Genomic DNA, 23195 nt, shown 5'->3' with positions numbered 1-23195 from the left:
CGCCCACCCAACCCGTCCACGCGCCGTCGTACCCAAGAACCACGGCTCTACCTCGCGCGACCGGGGTTCTCCCTCGGCAGCCGGGCGGCCGCAGGAGGGTCAATCGAGGCGGTCGGCGCGCCAGAGCTCGGCGGCGTGCTCGAGCTCTTGCGCGGTACGGAGCAGAGAGCCCGCCCCGCGAGTCATGCGGAGCGCGCCGTCCGGGTCGGCGACCTCCCGGGCGTCGGCGTCGAACGCGGCGCCGGTCGCGAGGATCCGGCAGAACGACCCGGCACGCTCGAGCGCGACAGCGAGGTCGCCGGTGAACACGCCGGAGAGCACGGCGTCGGCGAGGTCGCGCACGTCCTGGGGCCCGGGCGGCCGTGGCACGCCGGCGATGGCCTCGTGGACCGGCGCGGCGTCGACCCCGAGCCGGTAGCGCAGCGCCACCGTCTGCGGGTCGCGGCGCACCCATTCGCGCAGCACGTAGAGCCGCCAGAGCGCGCCCGGCAGGGAGTTCGGCGCCGCGTCGGACCACAGGCCGGCGACGACGTCGAGCCCCTCGGTCTCGACGAGGTGGACCAGCCGCTCGACGACCTGGGGGTCCTCGGTGTCGCGCGCGCGGTGCACGATCGCGTGCGCGGTGGTGTGCGCGACCTGGTCGCGCAGCGCGGGGTCGAGCTCGCCGGGGAGCTCGTCGGCGTCGCGCGGGTCGAGCATCGCCGGGCGGCGGGGGCGTTGCGTGCGGTCGGACCGGCCGGGGTCGGGCCGGGGTCCGGGGGTGGTGGAGGCGTCGTCGGGCACGCGCCCAGTCTCCACCCGGCGCGGGGGCGGTCGCACCGGCGCGGCGCCCCGAACGACCCTGCGCGCCCCGGCCCGCGCGCGTGACGTTCGCCGCACCCCGTTCACCGCGCCACCGCGAGCACCCCGTCCTACAGTGACGAAAGGGGCCTCCTACCGGCTCCGGAAGGAGCGGAGGAGAGATGTCGAGCAGCGACGCAGCAGGTCACGGGACCGTGAGCGCACGCAGCGCCCACCGCAAGGCCATCGGTCTGGCCGTCGCCGCCGCGGTCGGCGGCTTCCTCTTCGGCTTCGACAGCTCCGTGATCAACGGTGCCGTCGCCGCGATCGAGGGGCAGTTCGACCTCGACTCCGCGGTCACCGGTCTCGTCGTCGCGATCGCCCTCCTGGGCTGCGCGCTCGGCGCGTGGTCGGGCGGCAAGCTGGCCGACCGCTGGGGCCGCACGCGCGTGATGGTGTTCGGCGCCATCCTGTTCTTCGTCTCCTCGATCCTGTCCGCGATCGCCTGGTCGGCCTTCGACCTCGCGATCTGGCGCTTCATGGCCGGTGTCGGCATCGGTATCGCGTCCGTCATCGCACCGGCGTACATCGCCGAGATCGCGCCGGCCCGCCTGCGTGGCCGCATGGGGTCGCTGCAGCAGCTCGCGATCACGGTCGGCATCTTCGCGGCCCTGCTGTCGGACCAGCTCCTCGCCGAGACCGCCGGCGGAGCCGCCAACGAGCTGTGGTTCGGGTGGGAGGCGTGGCGGTGGATGTTCCTCGTGTGCGTGATCCCGGCGGCCGTCTACGGCATCCTCGCCCTGCGGATCCCCGAGTCCCCGCGCTACCTCGTGGCGAAGGGTCGTGACGACGAGGCGCGCGCCGTGCTGGAGTCGGTGCTCGGACCCGAGGAGGACGTCGACGACCGCATCGCGCAGATCCACCGCTCGATCGCGGTCGACGAGAAGAACGCCCAGGAGGGGACGCTCAAGGGCTCGACGTTCGGGCTCAAGCCGATCGTGTGGGTCGGCATCCTGCTCTCGGTGTTCCAGCAGTTCGTCGGGATCAACGTGATCTTCTACTACTCGACGACGCTGTGGCAGGCGGTCGGGTTCGACGAGAGCCAGTCGTTCCTCGTCTCGACGATCACGTCCGTGACGAACGTCGCGGTGACGTTCATCGCGATCGCGCTCGTGGACAAGGTGGGCCGTCGCCCGATCCTGCTCATCGGCTCGGCGGGCATGACGCTCTCGCTGGGCATCATGGCGCTCGCCTTCACGCAGTCCAGCGGGAGCGGGGACAACATCACGCTGCCCGACCCGTGGGGCCCCATCGCCCTGGTCGCCGCGAACGCGTTCGTCGTGTTCTTCGGGGCCTCGTGGGGGCCGCTCGTCTGGGTGCTGCTGGGCGAGATGTTCCCGAACCGCATCCGCGCGGCCGCGCTCGGCGTCGCGGCGATGGCGCAGTGGCTCGCCAACTTCGCGATCACCCTCACGTTCCCGCCGATGCTGTCGGCGTTCGGCGCCTCGATCCCCTACCTCATGTACGCGATCTTCGCTGCGCTGTCGTTCGTCTTCGTCTTCAGCAAGGTCCCGGAGACCAAGGGCGTGGAGCTCGAGGACATGGGCGACGAGCGCGTGGGTCGCGCCGCGCACTGACGCGTTCGTCCCGGACCCGGGGTCGGTCCTCACGGCACACGCCGGGTGAGGACGGACCCCGGGTTCGGCCGTCTCGAGCCTCGACGGGACGCCCCGGGAATTCCTTGCTCCGGACAATGGTTGCTGACAGCAACTGCAAGGCGTATGCTTGCCTGCAGCAACCAAGGAGTACTCGTGCCCGTCATCACCCCCTCCGCGACCACCGCGGCCCCCGAGCTCGCGCCCGACCCGTCCCCCGCGGCGGGCCTCATCCGCGCGCTCGACGAGCTGGCCCGCGCGCAGCGCGAGTCGGCCGTCCGCATCGCGCGCGACCTCGACATCCCGCGGTCGTCGTTCGGCCTGCTCCGCATGCTCCAGCGGTGCGGCCCCGTCCAGCTCGGGGACGTCGCCGCGAGGCTCCGCGTCGACCTGTCCGTGGCCAGCCGCCAGGTGAGCCACCTGGTCGACGAGGGCCTCGTCCGCCGCACGGTGGACGACGACGACCGGCGCGCCCGGACCGTCGAGCTCACCGAGGACGGGCGGACGCTCGTCCTGCGGGCCTACGAGCACATCGACGCCCTGGCCGCCACGACGTTCGCCGAGTGGCACGACGACGAGATCGTCGAGGCCACGCGCCACATCGAGCGCGTCGCCGCGGCGGTCGTCGCCGGCCACGACGCTCCCCGCACGACCGGGTGACCGACGGCGCCCGGCGGCACCACCGCCGTCGGGCACGCCCTCGACCGCCGACCGCGCCGCCGCGCGACCGGCCACGACCACCTGACACCGCCCCACGACACCGCCGCACGACACGGCCGCTCCGACACGGCCCCGTGAGCAGAAGGAACTCAGCGCCTCATGACCAGCACCACTCCAGAACGCACCGCCCCGCCCGGCGGGACCGAGACGTCCATGACCCGTCGCGAGGTCATGGAGTCCCTCTCCGGGATCCTCCTCGGCATGTTCGTCGCGATCCTCGCGAGCTCGATCGTCTCGAGCTCGCTCCCCAAGATCGTCAGCGACCTGGACGGCTCGCAGTCGTCCTACACCTGGGTCGTCACCTCGACCCTGCTCGCCATGACGATCTCGACCCCGATCTGGGGCAAGCTCGCCGACCTCACCAACCGCAAGGTCCTCATCCAGGTCGCGCTCGTCGTCGCGGTCGTCTCCTCGGCGCTCGCCGGCCTGTCGCAGAACGTCGGCACGCTCATCGCGCTCCGCGCGTTCCAGGGCATCGGCGCGGGCGGCCTCATGGCGCTCGCCACGGTGCTCATCACGGACATCATCTCGCCGCGCGAGCGCGGCAAGTTCATGGGCCTCATGGGCGGCATCATGGCCGTCAGCCAGATCGGTGGCCCGCTCCTGGGCGGCGTGCTCACGGACGCCGTGAGCTGGCGCCTCAACTTCTTCGTCGGGCTGCCGTTCGCGATCGCCGCGATCATCGTGCTCCAGCGCACGCTGCACCTGCCGAAGGTCGCGCGCCGCGTCGTCCGGATCGACTACTGGGGCGCGATCCTCATCAGCGCCGGCGTCTCCTCGCTCCTGCTGTGGGTGACGTTCGCCGGGCAGAACTTCGAGTGGCTCTCGTGGCAGACCTTCGCGATGGTCGGCGGCGCGGTCCTCGCGCTCGTCGGTGCCGTGCTCGTCGAGCGCGTGACCCCCGAGCCGCTCATCCCGCTGCACCTGTTCAAGAACCGCACGTTCGTCCTCGCGGTCGTCGCCTCGGTCGCCGTGGGCGTCGCGATGTTCGGCACCGCCGTGTTCCTCAGCCAGTACATGCAGGTGGCGCGCGGCAAGACCCCGACCGAGTCGGGTCTCCTGACGATCCCGATGATCGTCGGCACGTTCGTCGCGTCGACCCTGTTCGGTCAGCTCATCACGCGCTACGGCCGCTACAAGGCCTTCATGGTGACGGGTGGCGCGGTCCTCGTGGCGTCGCTGTTCGCGCTGTCGACGATCGACTACCACACGAGCTTCACGCTCATCAGCGTCTACCTGTTCTTCCTCGGCGTCAGCATGGGCATGCTCATGCAGAACCTCGTGCTCGCCGTGCAGAACACGCTCGACGTGGACGAGATGGGCGCCGGCACCTCGACCGTCGCGTTCTTCCGCAGCCTGGGCGGCGCGATCGGCGTCTCCGTGCTCGGTGCGGTGCTCGCGACCAAGGTCACGACGTCGATCCAGGACGGCCTGACCAAGCTCGGCATCCCGGCCGACTCGATGGGCGGCGGCAACGCCGTACCCGACGTCTCGACCCTGCCCGCGCCGATCAAGGACCTCGTCGAGAAGTCCTACGGCGACGGCATCGCCGAGATCTTCCTCGTCGCCGTGCCGCTCGCGCTCGTCGCGCTGATCGCGGTGTCGTTCCTCAAGGAGGTGCCGCTCGGCACCAAGACCGGCCTGCAGGAGCGCCTCGAGAAGGAGGCGGCCCTGCTCGGCTCGGACGCCCCGGTCGACGCGACCCCGGGCCGTGTGACGCCGGCCGAGGAGACGGAGTCGACGCTCCTCGAGGCGTACGAGCCCGCGGGCGTCGTCGACGAGGCGGGGACGCGCTCCTCGCGCTGACCCACCCCGCACGCGAGTGCATGGAACAGGCGGTCTCGAATCGGTTCGGGGCCGCTTGTTTCATGCATTCAGCGTGTTGGTCGGTCGTCCAGCGGGTGAGGTTTTCCGGACGAGCGTGACCGCGTGCCGTCCCGGGCGTCATGATGGGCGTGTGCCCGCCGAGACCGCTCCCACCCGCACCGTTCCCGACGCCACCCGCGACGCCGAGCCGGACGTCGCGTACGTCGACCTCGAACGCGAGCTGCGGGTCCTCCTGCGCCGCGGCGGTGCGGCGGCGACCGCCATGGCGCGCCGGATCCACCCGGACCTCGAGGCGAGCGCGTACCCGCTCCTCGCGCACATCGCCGACCACCCCGGGATCCGCGGGTCGGACCTCGCCGCGCACTTCGGCGTCGGGCGCGCGACGATCTCGCGCCAGCTCAGCAGGCTCCACGCCCTGGGCCTCGTCGCGCGCGAGGTCGACCCCGACGACTCGCGCGGCCAGCTCATCACGCTCACGCCCGACGGCGAGGCCCGGCTCCACGCCGCGCACAGCGGCCGGGTCATCTCGATCACGGAGGCGCTCGAGGGCTGGGACCGCGCCGACGTCGCGACGCTCGCGGCGCTGCTGCACCGCTACTCCGACGACGTCGTGCGCTGGGCCGCGAACCGGTGACGCCTCGCGCTGACCTCGCGTGACGGCGCCCGACGGCGCGCGCTCGCCCCGCCCCGGTGTCTCGCCGGTACCCACGCGGCCCCGCCGACGGCGCCTCGTCGTCGCCCTGGTGCTCGGGGCCGTCGTGCTCGCGGGGTTCCTCGTCGCGACGCGCGTGCCCGACCCGTGGGGGGACGTCGGCGGTGACGTCCTCTACGCCGTCGCGACCTACGTGCTCGTGGTCCTCGTGCTCGCGCGCACCCGCCCGCTCGTCGCGGGCTCGCTCGCGCTCGGCTGGTGCTGGGCGGTCGAGGCGCTCCAGGCAACGGGGCTGGCCGCCGCCGTGAACGACGCGGTCCCGCCCGCGGCGTGGCTGCTGGGCAGCACGTTCGCGGTGCGGGACCTGGTCTGCTATCTCGTGGGCGTCGGCCTCGCGTGCGCGGTCGACACGTGGGCCGTCGCCCGGTCGGTCACTCCTCGCCGGCCTGGAAGGTCAGGCTGACCGAGTTCATGCAGAACCGGTCGCCCGTCGGGGTCTGGGGCGCGTCGTCGAACACGTGGCCCAGGTGCGAGCCGCAGCGCGCGCAGCGCACCTCCGTGCGCACCATGCCGTGGCTGCGGTCGGTGAGGAGCTCGACGCGGTCGCCCGCGAGCGGGCTGAAGAAGCTCGGCCACCCGCAGTGCGAGTCGAACTTGGTGTCCGAGCGGAACAGCTCGTTGCCGCACGCGCGACACGCGTAGACGCCGACGCGCTTCTCGTCGAGCAGCTCGCCCGTCCAGGCGCGCTCCGTCCCCGCCTGCCGCAGCACGGCGAACTCCTGCGGGGACAGCTCGGCACGCCACTCGGCGTCGGTCTTCACGACGTCGTAGGGCTGGTTCTCGTGGGTCTGGCTGGTCATGATCCACCTCCGACGATCCCAACCGCGAGCAGAGCCCCGGTGTTCCCGCCACACCCACCCGCTGAGTGCATGAAATAGTCGCGGCCGAATCGGTTCGACCGCGACTATCTCATGCACTCAGCGTTGGGGGGCGTCAGCGCGGGGTGGAGGTCGAGTAGACCGTGCCCGAACCGCCGGCGGGGCGCTGCGCGCGACCGCGGCCGCCGCGACGACGGCCGCCGCCCTGACCCGCCGCGCTGTTCCCGGTGCTCGAGGCGCCGCGTCCGTCCCGGCCGCCCTCGGGACGACCCGCACCCGCCGGGCGCTGACCGCCCTGGCCGCGCTGCGCCGTCGTGCCCTGACCGGCGCCCTGGGCCGCGGGACGACCGCCACCCTGACCGCCACGGTTGCGGCGCGACGCGCGCGACCCGCCGTTGGTGGACGTGGTGCCACGCTTCGCCTGCGTCTGGGGCGGCGTGATGTCCGCCGGGCGCACGTACGCCGCGACCTCGCCGACGAGGCCCTTGATCGTCGCGTCGCCGGGGGCGACGGGCTTCGGCTGAGCCGTGATCTTCGCCTTGCGCGTGAGGTCGCGCACGTCGCCGCGCTGCTCCGGGAGCATGACGGTGACGACGACGCCCTCCGACCCGGCGCGCGCGGTGCGGCCCGAGCGGTGCAGGTACGCCTTGTGCTCGGCCGGCGGGTCGACGTGCACGACGAGCTCGACGTCGTCGACGTGGATGCCGCGCGCCGCGATGTCCGTCGCGACGAGCACCTTCACCGCGCCCGAGGAGAACGCCTCGAGGTTGCGCTCGCGCGCGCCCTGGCCGAGGTTGCCGTGCAGGTCGACGGCGGGCACGCCCGCCGCGGTGAGCTGCTTCGCGAGCTTCTTCGCCTGGTGCTTGGTGCGCATGAACAGGACGCGGCGGCCGGTGCCCGACGCGAGCTCGTGCACGATCTGCTTCTTCGCGTCCGCGTCGCGCACCGCGAGGATGTGGTGCGTCATCTGCGGGGGCGCGGCCGCGGCGTCGTCCACCGAGTGGCGCACCGGGTTGCTGAGGTAGCGCTTGACGAGCTGGTCCACGCCGTTGTCGAGCGTCGCGGAGAACAGCATGCGCTGCCCCTGCTTGGGGGTCTTGTCCATGATGCGCTTCACGCCGGGCAGGAACCCGAGGTCGGCCATGTGGTCGGCCTCGTCGAGCACGGTGATCTCGATGGCGTCGAGCGTGAGCAGGCGCTGGTTGAGGAGGTCCTCGAGGCGGCCGGGGCACGCGATGACGATGTCCACGCCCTTGTCGAGCGCGGCGACCTGGCGCGACTGCGCGACGCCGCCGAAGATCGTCGTCGTCACGAGGCCGAGCGCCTTGGCGACCGGCTCCATCGTGGCGTTGATCTGGTTGGCGAGCTCGCGCGTCGGGCACAGCACGAGGGCGCGGGGTCGGCGCGGCTGGCGCGACGACTTGGCCCACGACAGGCGCGAGACGGTCGGCAGCGAGAACGCGAGCGTCTTGCCGGAGCCCGTGCGGCCGCGGCCGAGGACGTCACGGCCCTTCAGCGAGTCGGGCAGCGTGGCGGTCTGGATCGGGAACGGGGAGTCGATGCCCTGGCGCGAGAGCTCGCGCACGACAGGGGTGGGCAGGCCGAAATCGGCAAAGGAAGTCACAGGTGATGGGCCTCTCGGGGCTCAAGGTCGGGGTCCGCCGCACGCAATCCGGGGGGATCTCCACGACGCGGGGCGCGCGGGATCGCGCTGCCCTCGTACCTCCAGTGTCTCATGCCCGACGCCGGAGCACGGGTGAGGTGCGTCTCGTCGCGTCGTCCGCGGGCACAGCAGGCTGTGGTGGAATGGCGCGCGTGCCCGCGCTGACGCCCTCCCTCGCCGTAGCCCGAGCCGTGCTGTCCGACGGCGGCACCACCTCGGGGGGCGACGTCGCCTCCTCCGTGGGGGACGTCGTCGGGCGGGTGTGGGAGGCCGCGACGACGCCCGTCGCTCCCCCGGCGACCGCCGTCGTCGTGGCGATGGGCGCGCTCGCCCTGGCGGTCGTGCTCGTCACGCCGGTCTGGCGCGTCGCGCGGCACGTCGTGACGATCGCGCACGAGGCGTCGCACGCGCTCGCCGCGCTGCTCACCGGCCGGCGCCTCTCGGGCATCCGGCTGCACTCCGACACGTCCGGGCTCACCGTCTCGTCGGGCCGGCCCCGCGGGTTCGGCATGATCCTCACGGCGTTCATGGGCTACGTCGGCCCGGGCCTCATCGGGCTCGGCGCCGCCGCGCTCCTGCGACAGGGCTACGCCGTCGGGCTGCTGTGGCTGCTCGTCGTGCTGCTCGCCCTCATGCTGCTGCAGATCCGCAACTGGTTCGGGCTGTGGTCGGTGCTCGTCACGGGCGCCGCGCTGGTCGGCGTGTCGTGGTGGGCGTCGCCCGACGTGCAGAGCGCCGTCGCCTACGCGGTGACGTGGTTCCTGCTGCTCGGCGCGGTCCGGCCGGTGCTCGAGCTGCAGAGCGAGCGGTCGCGCGGACGGGCGGCGACGTCCGACGCCGACATCCTCGCGCGGCTCACGCACGTGCCCGGGCTGTTCTGGGTCGGGGTGTTCCTCGTTGTCACGCTCGGCGCGGCGGTGCTCGGCGGGTCGTGGATCGTGGGTCCGGCGGCCTGAGCCGACCTCCCGGACACGACGACGGGCCGCCCGCCGGAGCGGACGGCCCGTCGTGCGACCGAGGACGCGCCTGGAGGAGGAGGACGCGTCGTCGAGATCGTCCGGCGCGGGCGCCGGTAGAACTGGTGGGTCAGCCCTGAGGAGTCAGGACGAACGCCGGGCCCTGCGCGTTCGGGTCCGTGTCGAGCGTGAGGTTCGAGAGCGTCGGGGCCGTGGCGGACTCCACGAACACCTTCGCCTCGCCGTCCTCGACGACCGTGTCGTCGGGCTGCGGGGCGGGCACGAGCGCGAGCTCGAAGCTGCCCGCCTGGTCCGCGGACTCGGCGATCCGCAGACCGCCTCCCTCGGGGACACCGGCCTGGGTCTGCAGGTCGTGGACAGCGGTACGGGCGTTGTCGGTCAGGGTGAGCACGAGAGCTCCTCTCGTCGCCGGGCGGAACCCTGCGGGACACGTCCGTGCGGCCCACGCCTGGCCGGCGTGACCTGCCGTCGGTGCACCCTCCCGCGGGCTCCTCGGTCCACTCCACCGAAACAAGAACGCGCGCCGCTCGCAAGCGAATCGCCCGTTTCTCACCGAATTTCTCACGGAGCAAGACTGCGCGTGACAGCGCTCCATGACCCACGTAGGGTCCGCGCCCGCGCGCACAGCGGGCCTTCGGAGCGAGTTCGGCAGCTCCTGCCCAGATCGGCGAGCCGGGTTGCCGATCTCGACCAGGGCTGCCGACGTCGATGCGAACTGCCGACTCGGCCCGCGGGTAGCCTGTGCGTGGGCGCTGGTCGGCGTCCAGGGCCTCTAGCTCAACTGGCAGAGCTGCGGACTTTTAATCCGTAGGTTGTGGGTTCGAACCCCACGGGGCCCACCACGACCATGGGAATCGCAACGATCTGCGGGGCGCTGGTTCGCCGCAGGCCGATGTTCACCCCCAAAGCCTCTTTCGACCTGCGGACATGGCGGGCTTACGCGCCGTCGAGGGCCAGCACCACGAGACCGAGAACCACGGCTGCCGCGGCAAGGGGCCAACCCCAGGTCGCGAGCGAACGACGCAGTCGTGGGTCCTGCGTGACCACGTAGGCCGAGCGCAGGAGCACCGCAGCGAGCAGCGCCGTGACCAGCGCGAGCAGCAGCAGGACATCGACGAGCACGGGCACACTCTTTCACGCCACAGCCCTGCCCGGACCTCACCGATGAGTACCCCACCGCGCCCCGGATCGATCCAGCGCGGACAGCCACCCACACAGGGCGTAGAGCCCGAAGAGCGTCACCGCGACCACCGGGAGCGCGAACCCCCACCAGAACCACGGCTCGACCGGTACGCCCAGCAACATGGCGACACTCCCGAGAGCGCCGCCGCAAGACGACGCCAGGAGAAGCAACGCCACGAGCAACACCGGTCGCAGCCACAGCCGCTCCCACGGCAGTCCGTCCACCCATCGGTACGCGACGGCAGACCAGTCGAGAAGCTGACGACCGAGGCGGGTCGATCGCCGCTGGGGCTCCAGGTGCCGGGGAGTCATAGGACGCCCCCGCGACCACCGCGAGGCGTCGCTTCCGGGACGGCCCGCACCCGCAATCGGACCTTTCGCCGCATCATCGGGCGCGACGGCGGAGGACGAGATGCTCCAGGGCCACCAGGACCGCGCACCCGAGCAGCACGACGGCGATCACGGTCCAGTTGGCCTGGACGCATGCGTCGGTCGCGTCGGACGACAGCGGGTTCAGCCCGCCGAGGGGCTCCTCGATGCACGTGTACCGCTGTCCGTCGTCGGTGACGTCGCGAGGCGCCACGGTCACGAGCATCAGGACCAGCACGAGCACGGCGGTCGTGGCGGCGAGAACGGTGCGGGACCGGCGACCGGGGGCACCACGGCGCTGCACCGCCGGCCACACCGCGGCGACCAGGAGTGCGAGGAACGCGCACAGCACGAGGATCGTCCACATCGGTTGCCCGAGCGTACCGGGTGCAGAGGAACCGATACTGGCGCCGGGCGGCGCGTCGCGTGCGCCGTGTGTTCATCCGCTGTTGGTTGTACGCCGCGCCGCGGGGCCGGAGCGTCGGGTCATGGCGATCGAGGACGAGGACCGCGAGATCGACGTCGTGGTCGAGCGGATCAGTGCGCGCTTCCCGGAGGTGCCGGTGGACGACGTGCGCGACCAGGTGCTCGCGGAGCTCGGGCGGTACCAGACCGCGCACGTCCGCGACTTCGTGCCGGTGCTCGTGGAGAACGCGGTGACGGACGTGCTCCGGTCGGGCAGCCGACCGCCCCGGCCCGCACGGAGGTCGCCGCCGCCCGACCGATGAGTCGGCGTGTGGGCGACCGTCGGTAGGTTCACCGGCGGGTCGAGCGGCCCGCCCCCGACGACGAGGAGCACGCATGTCCTTCCAGGCCTATCTCGACGCGGTCGAGGACAAGACCGGCCTCACCCCGCGCCAGCTGGTCGACCTCGCGCACGAGCGCGGGTTCGACGAGTCCACGAAGGCCACGCCGATCCTCGAGTGGCTCAAGGACGACTATGGCCTGGGGCGCGGGCACGGCATGGCGATCGTGCACGTCATCACCAAGGGGCCGCAGATCTCCTCGAAGCATGTGGGGTCAGACGGCACGCATCGCGACGAGTCCGACACCCTGTGGCTCGACGGCAAGGCGACCAAGCCCGCCTGACCTGCGCGCACCGGTGCCCGACGACGTCCCGCGAGCGGGCGGCGTCGGGCACCGGACGTGCTTCCAGGTCAGGGACCGGGCGGGGTCAGAACGACCAGCGCTGGGCCTCGGTCTGGTTGCACGTCCAGAGCTGGACCTTCTGGCCGTCGCGGAGCGGCGCGCCGCCCTGGGCGTCGAGGCACTTGCCGGACTGCGGGTTGCGCAGCGCCTGGGTGCCGGAGTCGTAGACCCACTTCTGGGCGCCCGTCCCGTTGCACGTGTAGATCCAGATGACGGTACCGTCCGCGGTCCCGCTGCGGGCGACGTCGAGGCACTTGCCCAGCGCCCGCACGGTTCCGTCGGACCCGCGCGTCCACTGCTGCGCCGCGTTGCCGCTGCAGGTCGCGAGCTGGACCTGGTTGGTGTCGGTCGGGTCCGCCCACGGCACGTCGAGGCACAGCGCGGTGCCGGCGCGGATCGTCCCGGTGCCGGTCGGCAGCCCGCCGCCGGGGTTCGGCTGCTCGGTGCCGCCTCCTCCGTCGCCGAGAGGCGTCGCGGTGCCCGTGAACGGGTCGAGCTTGATGTACGCGGCCTGCGGGTTGCCGTCGTGGACGAGCGACTCGTGCGCGCCGACGTCGTCGAACGCGAACGCGTACGCCTTGCCGTTCGCCATCTGCTGGTGCGCGAGCTTGGCGTAGACGTTGGTCCGGGCGTCCTGGTAGAAGCCGGCGTTGCTCGCGTCGGGCTGGTTCGGGTTGCTCAGCGCCGTGGTGCGCACGAGCGCGGCGCACAGCGTGCGGGCGATGGGCCCGACGACGTGGTCGTTCGGCGCCTGGAGGTCCTTGTGGCACCCGTAGACGCTCGACGCGTCGGGCTTCTTGAAGGCCGCGACCTCCTGCCCGGAGCCGTTCCTGAACCGGAACCAGTCGCCGTCGACCCGGCCGCGGAACTGCGTCCCGGGCTCGTGGGAGAACGGCGTGATCACCATGTCGCGCGTGCGGTAGGAGTTCCACACCTCGGTGACGTACGAGTCGATCGACGCCGAGGAGATCTTGCCGACGTCGATCCCGTGCGACGGGTTGAGCGCGCGCAGGCGGCTCCCGTCGGGGGCGCGCTGCACGAGCCCGCCCCACCCCGCGCTCTCGAGGGCCGTGTAGAACGCCTCGTAACCGTTCGGCTTGAGCATGCCCGTGCTGAGGACCTGCCCGTCGGCGCGCTTGACGCCCACCTGGTACGGCGCGGACCAGTGGTCCACCTGCGTGCTGTTGATCCACAGCCCGTTGTCGTTGAGCGTGTACTCGGTCCAGTTGAAGAGGATGTTCCGGTTGGGGTCGGAGTCGTTCTGGACCGCGGGCTGCACGAGGCGCCCGTCCAGCACGATCTGGAACGTCATCTTCTGGCCGTACGAGTAGTAGACGCGCCCGGACAGCTTCGGGAGCTGGATCGTCACGGACTGGCCGGGCCCGGGACCCGCGATCGACGCGTCGGGTGCCGGGACGGGCACGGGCCCGACCCCGCCGGGCCACGGGTGGAACGTGCCGCCCGCGTCGGCCCAGCCGGCGACGCCGTCGCGCTCGCCGAGGACGTACAGGTAGATCGGCCCCTTGCCCGAGTCGTTGGTGATCGTGAGCGGGATGGTCGCCGGGACCGCGCTCGCGGGGGCCGCCGCACCGACGACCGCCCCGCTCACCGCGAGGACCGCCGCGCACAGCGCGGCCCACGCTCGTCTGCTTCTTCTCCGCCTGTCGAGATTCATGCCGGATCTGCTCCTTGTTCGGTTACTTCGTCGTCACCGCACTCGCCGGACCGGCCCGGCGACAGCGCCGTCCCACACCGGCGTGGGAGCGCTGCCACGACCGTAGCGGACGGATGCCACGGACGCCAGGGAGCGCTCCCACGACCTCGCCGCACAGGTCCACAGCGCCCGTGCTCGCGTGGCACCTAGACTCGAACGAGTGCAGTGCCACCACTACGACGCCGGCCGGTGCCGGTCGTGCAGCCTCCTCGAGCTGGCGTACCCGGCGCAGCTCACCGGCAAGCAGGAGCACTGCGCCGACCTCCTCGCGCCGCTCGCGCCCGACCTGACCTGGCTGCCCACCGTCGAGTCCGCGGAGTCGGGCTTCCGCAACAAGGCGAAGATGGTCATCACGGGCACGACGGACGCCCCGGTGCTCGGCATCCTCGGCGAGGGCGGCGGCGTCGACCTCACCGACTGCCCGCTCTACCCGGCCGCGCTCCAGGCGTCGTTCCCGGCGTTCGCGGAGTTCGTGACGCGCGCGCGGCTCGTCCCCTACGACGTGCGCGCGCGCCGCGGCGAGCTCAAGTACCTGCTGGTCACGCTCTCCCCCGACGGCGACCTCATGGCGCGGTTCGTCCTCCGATCCACGGAGTCGCTCCCCCGGGTCCGCAAGCACCTGCCGAGCCTGCTCGACGCCCTGCCGTCGCTCCGCGTCGTCTCCGCGAACCTGCACCCCGAGCACAAGGCCGTGGTCGAGGGCGAGACGGAGATCCTCCTCACGGACGCCGAGACGCTGCGCATGCGCGTCAACGGGATCGACCTGCACCTGCGCCCGCAGAGCTTCTTCCAGACCAACACCGACGTCGCCGCCGCGCTCTACCGCCAGGGCCGCGAGTGGGTGGACGACGCCGCGCCCGCCACGGTCTGGGACCTCTACTGCGGGGTGGGCGGGTTCGCGCTGCACGTCGCCGGTCCGGACCGGGACGTCGTCGGTGTCGAGACGAGCGCCGAGGCGGTGGCGAGCGCGCGGCTCACCGCGCGGGACGCCGGCCTCGACCGCACGACGTTCCTGGCCCAGGACGCGACGGCGTTCGCGCTGTCGCGGCAGGACGTGCCGGACCTCGTCGTCGTCAACCCGCCACGTCGCGGGATCGGGGAGACGCTCAGCACGTGGCTCGAGGAGTCCGGCGTCGGGCACGTCGTCTACTCGAGCTGCAACGCGACGTCGCTCGCGCGCGACCTCGCGCTCATGCCGTCGCTGCGCCCGCGGGCCGCGCGTGTGCTCGACATGTTCCCGCAGACGTCGCACTACGAGGTCGCGGTCCTCCTCGAACGCGGCTGACCGCGGCGTCGGGGCAACGCTGCTCCGAGATCGACCCGTGCGGCCGAGATCGACCCTCCGAAGGCCGATCTGGCGACGGGCGGGTCGAGCTCGCGGTCAGGGTCGCTCGCCTGCGCGGCGCGCGGCCTCGACGGCGGAGGTCTCCAGCCGCTCGCGGTAGGCCGTCCACTCGTCGTCGTCGAGCGCGGGCAGGTTGCCGCGATCGTCACCCGCCGCGCCGTCGACGAGCTCGCGGACGATGTCGGCGTGGCCGGCGTGGTGCGCCACCTCGTCGAGCACGTGGACGAGCGCGAGGAACAGCGTGATCTCCCGACGCTCCGGCGGCCACCACGGCACCTCGCCGCGCGCGTCGAGCTCGAGCTCGGCCACGGTCGCGTCGCACAGCGCCGACGAGCGGCGGAAGAGCTCGAGGATCTCCTCGCGCGACTCGTCCGCCGTGGCCCACATGTCCGCGTTGACCTCGGCGTCGTCGGCGAACCAGGGCAGGTTCAGGTCGTGCGTGCGGCCGAAGGCCTCGTGCAGGTACCCGACCTGCACGCTCGCGACGTGCTTCACGAGACCGAGCAGGTTGGTGCCCGTCCGGGTGAGCGGACGACGCACGTCGTGCTCGCCCAGGCCCTCCGCTCGCGCCAGCAGCACCTCCCGCTCGCGCGTGAGGTAGCGCTGCAGCGTTGCCTTGGGGTCGAGGTCCGGAGGTGTCGTGGCGCCCATCCCTCGGACGCTACTCCCGCCCTCCCACGGCGGTGCCAGACTCGGCCCATGGGCACCGTGCACGCAGAGATCACCGACCGGCTGGCATCGTTCGTCCTCGCGCAGCCCGTGTTCTTCGTCGGTACCGCCCCGCTCGCGGCGGACGGCCACGTCAACGTCTCGCCCAAAGGCATGGCGGGCACGTTCGTCGTGCTCGACCCGCACCGCGTCGCCTACCTCGACTACACCGGGTCGGGCGCGGAGGCTCCCGCGCACCTGCGGGAGAACGGCCGGATCGTCGTGATGTTCTGCGCGTTCGCCGGGCCGCCCAACATCGTCCGGTTCCACGGCACCGGCCGATACGTCGAGGCCGGGAGCGAGGAGTTCGACGCGCTGCGCGGGCACTTCGCCAAGGCGGAGACCGCCGGGCAGCGCGGGATCGTCGTCGTCGACGTCACGCGCGTCTCCGACTCGTGCGGGTTCTCCGTCCCGCACCTCGAGCTCGTCGAGGACCGCGACCTGCTCGACCGCTGGGCCGGTCGCAAGACGCCCGAGCAGCTCGACGACTACCGGGTCACCAAGAACTCCACGAGCATCGACGGCCTCCCGGCGATCGGCGAGCCCGCCGCACCTGTCAGCACGTCGTCGCGGTCGAGCGCGACCTCTCGCTGACGGGTCGAGGCGTCCGCCACCTGCCGGCGCGTCGTCGCGCGACTGCGCGAGCAGGTGCCGACGGTCCGATGGTCCGTCACGTGCCGGGCGCCGTCGCGTCGAGGTAGGCCCGGCCGCGCGGGGAGAGGCGGTAGCCGACGTCGAGGCTCTCGGTGAGGCCGAGCTCCTTGAGCCGGCGCACGCGCACCTTGAAGTCGTCGCGCGCCATCCCCAGTCCTGCGGCGAGCTCCCGCGCGACGACGCCCTCGTTCGCCGCGACCAGCTCGAGGTACTGCCGGGTCCACGGCGCGGCGGCGGCGCGGTCCTTGCGCGCGAGGCTCGCACGGATCTGCTCGACGGCGGCCGCGTCCAGGTCGGCGTCCTCGCGCAGCGCGACGCGCGGGTCGGGCCCCGCGAGCCGGATGCCCACGCGGTACAGGTCGCCCTCGCGCGCCGCGCCGCGGGCGAGCACGCGCTCCGGGGAGGCCATGCCCGCGAGCCGCGCGTCGTCGTCGGACACCTGCGGCTCGCCGTCCGGGGCGACGGGTACGCGCTCGACCGACGTCACCTCGACGACCCCGATCCGCGTCCGCTGGAGCGTCCCGACCTTCACGCGCGGCGTCGTCCAGCGGCGGAACGCGAGGGTCACGGTCCCGTCCTGGAGGCCGCGCAGCGTGCGGGCGTCGAGGAGCACGCCTCCGAGCGTACGACGGCGCGGCCCCGGTCGGGTGGGATCAGGCGAGCTCGGGGCGGCGGGCGACGGTGAGGACGTGGGTGTCGGGCCAGTCGACGGGCTCGCCGGTCGCGGCGTCGTGCAGCGCGGCGACGGGCGCGAGGGCGTGCTCGACGACCCACTCGTTGCGCCACGCGCCGCTGCCCGGCTCGAGCTCGAAGCCGGCGTCCGCGAGCAGGTCCGCCCACCGCGGGCCGCTGAGGTCGCAGAACCGCTCGTGGCACTCGGACAGCCAGTTGTCGACGTAGTCCTTGCGGGTCAGGAACTCCATGGCCTCGCGCAGCGTGAGCCGCCACGACCCGGGGCCGAGCCGTTCGGGCGCGAACGCGGCGCCGGACAGGCGCGGGAAGTCGTACGCGAACTGAACGAGCCGGGCGTCGGTGGACAGCGCCCCGACCCAGGAAGCGACGTCCGCGCGCGCGAGGTCGTCGAGGTCCGTGCGCGCCCCGCCGGGCCCGTCCCCGGCGGCCGCGGCGCCGTCGTCGGTCCGCAGCGTGAGCACGACGACGCGGTCCGGCTCGGCAGGACCGCACACGTCCGAGTTGATCCACACGCCACCGGGTCGGGTGTGGGCGTGGACGCGGCGCGCGAAGGTCTCGACGTCGCGGACACCCGCGCCGTACGACGACACCTCGTGCGTGAGCGCGATCGTCAGGGTGGTGTCGACGGTCGCGTCGGGCATCACGGACCGGTCGAGGATGTTGGCCTGCACGAACCAGACGTGCGGGTTCGCGAACGCGCCCTGCGCCTTCTTGTGCTCGGCCTCGGCGACGAGGTGCCGCGCGACGTCGACCCCGAACAGGTCCGACTCGTGCAGGCGCGGCTCGCGCGCGACGTGCTCGAGCAGGCCGCCGGTCGCGCAGCCGATGTCGACGATCCGGCCGGGCCGCACGTGCGGCGCCACCTGGGCCCACTTGCGCGCCGACGCGTCCTCGAACGCGGCGGCGTACGTGCGGTAGTCGCGCGTCGAGGTGAGGTCGCCGTCGCCGGCGACGACCGGGTCGGCGAAGATCCGCCGCACGTCGTCGACGAACCGGTAGCGCGCGTAGAACCCGGGCACGGCCGGGTGCGCGACCTCTCGCCAGCGTTCGTCCCCCGCGGCGATCTGCTCGACGACGTCCCACGGCCGGGCGGGCGGCTCCCCGCCGGGCTCGGCGGCGTCGAGCTCCACGCCCGCGACGCGGTAGCCGAGCGCGCGGTAGGCGTCGACGAGCGCCGGGGTCGAGCACGCGACGACGGTGTCGGCGGGGTCGGGCGCGATCCCGGTCGCCGTCGCGACGCTCGTCACGACGAGGTGCGCGAACCGGTCGTCCGGCGCGACGTCGGGCACGGGGACGACGACGGACGCGAGCCCCTCCCGGGTGGTGACGTTCTCGACGAGCGCCTCGCGACGGTGGCCCGGCAGCGGGTTGCGGCGGGTGCCCGCATGGTTCGCGGACGTGACGACCCAGACGACCTCGACGTCCGGGGCGCAGCGCACGCGGCGCCCGTCGAGGTCGCGGACGAGCCCGGCACGCAGCGCCCGGAGGTAGTCGACCTGGTAGCGCGTGACGACGTGGTGACGGCCCGGGAACAGGACACGGCGGACGGGGGTGCCGTCGGGGGTCGGGTGCACCCGCACACCGTGCGGGGTGACCGCGCCTCGGTGCAAGCCGTCTCACGGCTCGGCACACGCCGCCGTCGGTGTGTTCGCTCTCCGTGAAGCCCGCCGACCAGAGAACCCGCAGGTCGACGGGGTGCAGGTGGGCGAGCGCTCCCCGATCGGACGATCCTGGACGACCGTCCACGATGCGGAGCACAGGGGACGTATGGGACGGTGTCCGCGATGTTCTGGATCGTGGCAGGGGCTGTGCTCGTCGTGTCCGGCCTCGCGATCGCCGCGACGGCCGCCCGCGGCGTGCGCCGAGCCGGGTCCACCGGGGCGAACGGGATGGCCATCGCCGTCGGCGGGGGCCTCGTGATCTGGGGCGCGATCGCCCTGACCGTCGGGCTCCTCACGCAGGACTGAGCGCCGTCCCCCGCGCGTCGACGACCTCCGCACCGGACACCACCCCGGAGAGCCCACGCCGTCCGCGCGTGAACGGGACCGCGACGACCGACACCACGGCGAACAGCCACGCGACCGGCGCGGCCACGTCGCCCGCGACCGCGAGCGCCGTCGGGACGTCCGTCGGCAGGTCGGAGAGCAGGCCCAGCGCTCCCCACAGCGCGCCCCCGGCCGCCGCGCGGGCCACGCGCTGCGCCGTCGTGCCGGGACGGCCTCCCCAGCGCGGCGCGAGCCACACGGTCCGCTGCCCCCACGACGCGCCGCTGCCGAGGAACGTCGGCACCACGAACACGAGCACGAACGGGACCAGCGTGCCGAGCAGCCACTGCGGCCAGTCCGACCCGTCGGGGAGGGGCTGCCCGAGCGCGAAGAGCACCGTGCGGTAGGCCACCTGGAGCACGACGCCCAGCGCGGTGACGAGCAGCGCGTCGAGCAGCATCCCCAGCCAGCGGCGCCAGACGGTCACCGCCCGCGCCTCCTCGCGGCGCGCCTCGAGCTCCGCCGCGCGCGGCATCCACCGCAGCAGGAGCGGGGCCGCGAGCGCCCCGAGGAACGCTCCGAGCGTGTTGGTCAGCACGTCGTCCACGTCGGCCACCCGGTACGAGCACGGGATGAGCCCGAAGATGCCGGTGTACTGCGTCGTCTCGATGAGCACCGACGCAGCCAGCCCGGAGAGCGTCGCGACGACGACGCCGCGCCCGAGGTAGCGCCGCACGAGGAGTCCCCACGGGACGAACAGCACGACGTTGAACACGACCTGGAGCACGGCCGCGCTGCGCAGGGTAGCGCCGGGGCCGAGGCCCGCGGTGTCGCGACGGATGTCGGCGAGCGAGTGGAACGGCACGAGCTCGGCGCCGGCGACGCCGTACTGGGCGCACCACTCGGCGAGGTCCCCGCTCGGGAGCGGCAGGAGCGTGTACGCGACGAGGGCCACCCCGTAGATGGCGACGGCCGCGGCACCGATCAGGCGTCGGCCGCTCAGCCCGCCGTACCGGCGCGACTGCCACGCGAGCGCGGGCACGAGGAACGCCGCGAAGAGCAGCGCACCGCCGATCACGCCGACGTACGCCGGCCATGTCCACCGGTCGATCACGCGCGCCCCCCGGCGGGCTCGGGGACAGGTCGGCGGGTGCGGGTACTCGTCACGCGCTCCAGTATCGGGTCGGCTCCCCCCGCACCGCGCACCGGCGTCTCGTCGCGACACCTCGCTCCGGCGCGCTCCGGCACCTCGCTCCGGCACAACGCTCCACGCCTCCCGGGCGAGCACCGACGACGACCGGCCCCGCCGGTGAGGACCTTCGGCGCGGCGTGACGGTCGAACCCCGACCTACCGTGGAGGTGCGGTCGGTCGCCACGGCCCGCCGAGGTCTCACCGAGGACCGGTCCGGGGACCGCCCGCCGCGCACCGAGCGGTGCGCGCGGCCCGACGGACGAGGTGAGGACGATGAAGGCGGCGCGGTACCACGGCAAGGAAGACCTCCGGATCGAGGACGTCCCGGAGCCCGAGACCCGGCCGGGGACCGTGAAGATCCGGCCCGCGTGGACGGGGATCTGCGGGTCCGACCTCCACCTCTACCTCGAGGGCCCGTTCCCGCCGGCGCCGTCCGAGACGCAGCCGCACCCGCTGTCGGGCGAGACGCTGCCCGTCGTCTTCGGCCACGAGTTCTCCGGGGTCGTCGAGGAGCTCGGCGAGGGCGTCGAGGGGCTCGCGGTCGGGGACGCGGTCGTCGTCGAGCCGTTCATGGTGTGCGGCGAGTGCCCGCCGTGCCGCGACGGCCTCTACAACGCGTGCGTGAAGATGGGGTTCATCGGCATCTCCGGGCGGGGCGGCGGGCTGTCCGAGCACATCGTCGTCGAGCGGCGGTGGGTGCACCCCGTCGGCGACGTCCCGCTGGACCAGGCGGCGCTCATCGAGCCGCTCGCGGTCGCGTACCACGGGGTCCGGCTGTCCGGTGCCAAGGCGGGCGACACCGTGCTCGTCGGCGGCGCGGGGCCGATCGGCCTGCTCACGTGCGCCGTGCTGCACGCGATCGGGGCGCGCGCGGTCGTCACGGAGGTGAGCGGGGCGCGCAAGGCCAAGGCCCTCGAGACCGGGGTGGCCGACGACGTGCTCGACCCGCGCGAGGTCGACGTCGCCGCGCGCGTCCTCGAGCTCACCGACGGCCGGGGCGCGGACGTGGCGATCGAGTGCTCGGGCGCGCAGCCGGTGCTCGACACCCTGACCCACGCGCTCAAGGCGGGCGGGACGCTGCAGATCGTCGCGCTGTTCTCCGCGCCGCCGACCCTCGACGTCATGACGGTGCTGCTGCGCGAGCTCACCATCAAGGGCGCCATCGGGTACGCGGACGACCACCCGGCAGTCATCCGGCTCGTCCAGGAGGGCAAGGTCGACCTCGCCCCGTTCGTCACGAGCCGCATCGCCGTCGAGGACGTCGTGGAGAAGGGGTACCGAGAGCTCATCGACCACAAGGACGACCACGTGAAGATCGTCGTGTCGGTGTGAGACGGCGGCCCGCGGCCCCCACCGTCCCCGGGGGCCGCGGGCCGCGCTGCTCGACCGGGGTGCCGAGGGGACCGCTCCGCCTGCCCGCGCTCGACCTGCGGCGCGCGGTCCGGCGTGCCACGGTGGAGGCTCAAGCCCCGGGAGGTGCGCATGGACGTCCTCGCCGCCCACGGCGACGCGATCGGCGCGTTCGACGCGCTCGTCCGCCCGCTGCGCGACGACCAATGGGTGCTGCCCACCCCGGACGCCGACTGGACCGCGCGCGACCTCGTCAACCACGTCACGGCCGAGCAGCTCTGGGCGCCCGAGCTGCTCGCCGGGCGCTGGATCGAGGACGTCGGCACCGTCTTCGAGGGCGACGTGCTCGGCGACGACCCGGTGGACCGGTGGGTCGACGCGTCCGTCGAGGCCCGCGAGGCGTTCCTCGCACCCGACGCCCTGGACCGCCGCGTGCACCTGTCCTACGGCGACGAGTCGGGCGCGGAGTACTGCGCCCAGATGACGTTCGACCTCGTGGTGCACGCGTGGGACCTGGCCCGCGCCGTCGGGGCGGACGAGACGGGCGAGCCCGCGCTGGTCGCGTGGGCGCTGCACTACGCCGAGTCCCGCTCGACGTTCCTCGAGCCGGGCCCGCTGTTCCGCGGCCCGCTCGACGTCGACGACGGCGCCGACGACCTCACGCACCTCCTCGCGCTCACGGGCCGCCGCCGCTGACGGTCGCACGCCGGGTGAACGTTCGCGGAACGGTCCGCCCGGCGGCGGGCCCGGCAGGACGACCGCGCGGGTCGCGCGCGAGACTGGCCCCATGCCGCCCACCTCTCCGGGTCGCTCCCCGGACCAGCGCACGACGCACCCGTCTCCCCTGCTCCGGCCCGCCGCCGACCGCGGTGGCCGCCCGCTCGTCGTCGGGCACCGCGGCAACTCGTCCGTGGCGCCGCAGAACACGCTCGCGGCGTTCGAGGCCGCGTGGCGCGCAGGTGCCGACGCGATCGAGCTCGACGTGCACCTCACGGCGGACCGCCAGGTGGTCGTCCTGCACGACGACGTGGTCGACGAGACGACGGACGGGACCGGCCGCGTGGACGGGCTCACGCTGTCCCAGGTCCGGGAGCTCGACGCCGGGTCGTCGTTCTCGCGCGCGTTCGCGGGCCAGCGCGTCCCGACGTTCGCGGAGGTCACGCGGTTCGCCGTCGCACGCCCGGGCATCGGGCTGCTCGTCGAGCTCAAGGGCGTGTGGCCGGTCGAGGACGTCGTGCTCGTGACGCAGCAGGTCGACGACGCGGGGATCGCGGACCGGGTGGTCGTGCAGTCGTTCTGGCCGCCCACGGTCGCGGCGCTGCGCGACGCCGCGGGCCACCTCGACCGCGCGCTGCTGCTCGCGCTGCACCCGGACAGCCTCGCTGAGCTCGTCGAGGTGTGCGCGGACCTGGGGGTCGTGGCCTGCAACCCGGAGGTCGCGCTCCTCGCGCACGAACCGGGCCTGGTCGAGACGCTCCGCGGCGCCGGGCTGCGGGTGCACGTCTGGACCGCGAACACGAGCGACGAGTGGGACGACCTCCTCACCCAGGGCGTCGACGCCATCATGACCGACCGCCCCGACCGGCTCGTCGGCTGGCTCGACGCGCGGTTCGACGGGTGGAGCGCGCACGGTCGCCCTAGCGTGGACGGATGAGCGCCACCCCGACGCCCACGCCTGGTCCGCTCCCCACCCCTCCCGGCC

At 73.3% G+C, this 23195-nt stretch carries 25 protein-coding genes and 1 tRNA gene; 15 read left to right on the top strand and 11 right to left on the bottom strand.

The genetic code is table 11. The features are described from left to right. Positions 1 to 99: 99 nt before the first annotated feature. A complete protein-coding gene (locus tag A0J59_RS16670; protein ID WP_047231598.1) occupies positions 100 to 699 on the bottom strand; it encodes a hypothetical protein in 600 nt (199 codons plus the stop codon). Positions 700 to 962: 263 nt separating this feature from the next. Between A0J59_RS16670 and A0J59_RS16665 the strand changes: the two genes are divergently transcribed. The 5 genes from A0J59_RS16665 (at position 963) to A0J59_RS16645 (ending at position 6097) form a co-directional block, all read left to right on the top strand. Beyond that, positions 963 to 2417 (top strand): sugar porter family MFS transporter, encoded by a 1455-nt coding sequence (locus A0J59_RS16665; RefSeq protein ID WP_047231394.1) that lies wholly within the window; start codon positions 963 to 965, stop codon positions 2415 to 2417. A 174-nt stretch (positions 2418 to 2591) separates the two neighbouring features. Further along, positions 2592 to 3095, top strand: coding sequence for a MarR family winged helix-turn-helix transcriptional regulator (locus A0J59_RS16660; protein WP_172820077.1), 504 nt, complete (start codon positions 2592 to 2594; stop codon positions 3093 to 3095). Positions 3096 to 3254: 159 nt separating this feature from the next. Next, complete coding sequence (locus A0J59_RS16655; RefSeq protein WP_082140917.1) at positions 3255 to 4961, top strand: MDR family MFS transporter; 1707 nt, start codon at positions 3255 to 3257, stop codon at positions 4959 to 4961. Between the two features lie 151 nt (positions 4962 to 5112). Further along, complete coding sequence (locus tag A0J59_RS16650) at positions 5113 to 5616, top strand: MarR family winged helix-turn-helix transcriptional regulator (protein WP_064316852.1); 504 nt, start codon at positions 5113 to 5115, stop codon at positions 5614 to 5616. A 19-nt stretch (positions 5617 to 5635) separates the two neighbouring features. Next, positions 5636 to 6097 carry a DUF2809 domain-containing protein gene (locus tag A0J59_RS16645; protein ID WP_064316851.1) on the top strand — a complete coding sequence of 154 codons (462 nt, stop codon included), beginning with the start codon at positions 5636 to 5638 and terminating at the stop codon, positions 6095 to 6097. Here A0J59_RS16645 and msrB read toward each other — a convergent pair. Together msrB and A0J59_RS16635 are read right to left on the bottom strand one after the other, a co-directional pair. Further along, entirely contained in the window at positions 6066 to 6494 is a 429-nt protein-coding gene (gene msrB / locus A0J59_RS16640) for a peptide-methionine (R)-S-oxide reductase MsrB (protein ID WP_064316850.1), read from the bottom strand. The two genes, A0J59_RS16645 and msrB, sit on opposite strands and share 32 nt — an antisense overlap. A 133-nt stretch (positions 6495 to 6627) precedes the next feature. Continuing rightward, entirely contained in the window at positions 6628 to 8136 is a 1509-nt protein-coding gene (locus A0J59_RS16635) for a DEAD/DEAH box helicase (RefSeq protein ID WP_064316849.1), read from the bottom strand. 278 nt (positions 8137 to 8414) lie between these two features. On the opposite strand from A0J59_RS16635, the gene A0J59_RS16630 reads away from it, so the two are divergent. Next, positions 8415 to 9131 (top strand): M50 family metallopeptidase, encoded by a 717-nt coding sequence (locus A0J59_RS16630; RefSeq protein WP_047231596.1) that lies wholly within the window; start codon positions 8415 to 8417, stop codon positions 9129 to 9131. Positions 9132 to 9261: 130 nt separating this feature from the next. Here the strand turns inward: A0J59_RS16630 and A0J59_RS16625 are convergent, their stop codons facing one another. Continuing rightward, on the bottom strand, positions 9262 to 9543 hold the full coding sequence (locus tag A0J59_RS16625; RefSeq protein ID WP_047231388.1) for an iron-sulfur cluster assembly accessory protein: 282 nt from the start codon (positions 9541 to 9543) through the stop codon (positions 9262 to 9264). 375 nt (positions 9544 to 9918) lie between these two features. Here A0J59_RS16625 and A0J59_RS16620 point away from each other — a divergent pair. Further along, positions 9919 to 9994 (top strand) — tRNA-Lys (locus A0J59_RS16620). A gap of 94 nt (positions 9995 to 10088) precedes the next feature. Here A0J59_RS16620 and A0J59_RS16615 read toward each other — a convergent pair. Further along, the gene (locus A0J59_RS16615) at positions 10089 to 10274 is read right to left on the bottom strand and encodes a hypothetical protein (protein WP_156533124.1); all 186 of its coding nucleotides are present in this window, start codon (positions 10272 to 10274) and stop codon (positions 10089 to 10091) included. Between the two features lie 445 nt (positions 10275 to 10719). After that, on the bottom strand, positions 10720 to 11070 hold the full coding sequence (locus A0J59_RS16605; protein WP_053369428.1) for a hypothetical protein: 351 nt from the start codon (positions 11068 to 11070) through the stop codon (positions 10720 to 10722). A gap of 121 nt (positions 11071 to 11191) precedes the next feature. Between A0J59_RS16605 and A0J59_RS16600 the strand changes: the two genes are divergently transcribed. Both A0J59_RS16600 and A0J59_RS16595 read left to right on the top strand, forming a co-directional pair. After that, the gene (locus tag A0J59_RS16600; protein WP_064316846.1) at positions 11192 to 11431 is read left to right on the top strand and encodes a three-helix bundle dimerization domain-containing protein; all 240 of its coding nucleotides are present in this window, start codon (positions 11192 to 11194) and stop codon (positions 11429 to 11431) included. Between the two features lie 73 nt (positions 11432 to 11504). Next, positions 11505 to 11792, top strand: coding sequence for a DUF4287 domain-containing protein (locus A0J59_RS16595; RefSeq protein WP_064316845.1), 288 nt, complete (start codon positions 11505 to 11507; stop codon positions 11790 to 11792). Positions 11793 to 11877: 85 nt separating this feature from the next. Here A0J59_RS16595 and A0J59_RS16590 read toward each other — a convergent pair whose 3' ends face one another. Continuing rightward, positions 11878 to 13527, bottom strand: coding sequence for a glycoside hydrolase family 64 protein (locus tag A0J59_RS16590; protein WP_064316844.1), 1650 nt, complete (start codon positions 13525 to 13527; stop codon positions 11878 to 11880). 199 nt (positions 13528 to 13726) lie between these two features. Between A0J59_RS16590 and rlmC the strand changes: the two genes are divergently transcribed. Next, positions 13727 to 14851 carry a 23S rRNA (uracil(747)-C(5))-methyltransferase RlmC gene (gene rlmC, locus A0J59_RS16585; protein ID WP_064316843.1) on the top strand — a complete coding sequence of 375 codons (1125 nt, stop codon included), beginning with the start codon at positions 13727 to 13729 and terminating at the stop codon, positions 14849 to 14851. 96 nt (positions 14852 to 14947) lie between these two features. On the opposite strand, the gene A0J59_RS16580 is transcribed toward rlmC, so the two are convergent. Further along, positions 14948 to 15562 carry a DinB family protein gene (locus A0J59_RS16580; RefSeq protein ID WP_047231381.1) on the bottom strand — a complete coding sequence of 205 codons (615 nt, stop codon included), beginning with the start codon at positions 15560 to 15562 and terminating at the stop codon, positions 14948 to 14950. A gap of 48 nt (positions 15563 to 15610) precedes the next feature. Between A0J59_RS16580 and A0J59_RS16575 the strand changes: the two genes are divergently transcribed. Beyond that, positions 15611 to 16213, top strand: a complete 603-nt coding sequence (locus A0J59_RS16575; RefSeq protein ID WP_047231380.1) for a pyridoxamine 5'-phosphate oxidase family protein — start codon at positions 15611 to 15613, stop codon at positions 16211 to 16213. A 76-nt stretch (positions 16214 to 16289) separates the two neighbouring features. Here the strand turns inward: A0J59_RS16575 and A0J59_RS16570 are convergent, their stop codons facing one another. Both A0J59_RS16570 and A0J59_RS16565 read right to left on the bottom strand, forming a co-directional pair. Beyond that, a complete protein-coding gene (locus A0J59_RS16570) occupies positions 16290 to 16886 on the bottom strand; it encodes a hypothetical protein (protein WP_047231379.1) in 597 nt (198 codons plus the stop codon). Positions 16887 to 16926: 40 nt separating this feature from the next. Further along, the gene (locus tag A0J59_RS16565) at positions 16927 to 18540 is read right to left on the bottom strand and encodes a class I SAM-dependent methyltransferase (protein ID WP_064316856.1); all 1614 of its coding nucleotides are present in this window, start codon (positions 18538 to 18540) and stop codon (positions 16927 to 16929) included. Positions 18541 to 18750: 210 nt separating this feature from the next. On the opposite strand from A0J59_RS16565, the gene A0J59_RS16560 reads away from it, so the two are divergent. Then, positions 18751 to 18933, top strand: a complete 183-nt coding sequence (locus A0J59_RS16560; RefSeq protein ID WP_144425422.1) for a hypothetical protein — start codon at positions 18751 to 18753, stop codon at positions 18931 to 18933. On the opposite strand, the gene A0J59_RS16555 is transcribed toward A0J59_RS16560, so the two are convergent. Continuing rightward, entirely contained in the window at positions 18920 to 20065 is a 1146-nt protein-coding gene (locus A0J59_RS16555) for a VanZ family protein (RefSeq protein ID WP_172820076.1), read from the bottom strand. The two genes, A0J59_RS16560 and A0J59_RS16555, sit on opposite strands and share 14 nt — an antisense overlap. Before the next feature lie 351 nt (positions 20066 to 20416). On the opposite strand from A0J59_RS16555, the gene A0J59_RS16550 reads away from it, so the two are divergent. From A0J59_RS16550 to A0J59_RS16540, 3 genes are all read left to right on the top strand, one after another. Next, positions 20417 to 21475, top strand: a complete 1059-nt coding sequence (locus A0J59_RS16550) for a 2,3-butanediol dehydrogenase (protein WP_064316842.1) — start codon at positions 20417 to 20419, stop codon at positions 21473 to 21475. A gap of 150 nt (positions 21476 to 21625) precedes the next feature. Continuing rightward, a complete protein-coding gene (locus A0J59_RS16545; protein ID WP_064316841.1) occupies positions 21626 to 22189 on the top strand; it encodes a TIGR03086 family metal-binding protein in 564 nt (187 codons plus the stop codon). 91 nt (positions 22190 to 22280) lie between these two features. Then, the gene (locus tag A0J59_RS16540; RefSeq protein WP_082919125.1) at positions 22281 to 23147 is read left to right on the top strand and encodes a glycerophosphodiester phosphodiesterase; all 867 of its coding nucleotides are present in this window, start codon (positions 22281 to 22283) and stop codon (positions 23145 to 23147) included. Positions 23148 to 23195 lie beyond the last annotated feature (48 nt).

Origin of the sequence: Cellulosimicrobium sp. I38E (genome assembly GCF_001647255.1) — a bacterium.
GTDB lineage: Bacteria > Actinomycetota > Actinomycetes > Actinomycetales > Cellulomonadaceae > Cellulosimicrobium > Cellulosimicrobium cellulans_E.
Note: the sequence above shows the minus strand (reverse complement) of the source record. Positions and strands in the feature narration are given on the sequence as shown.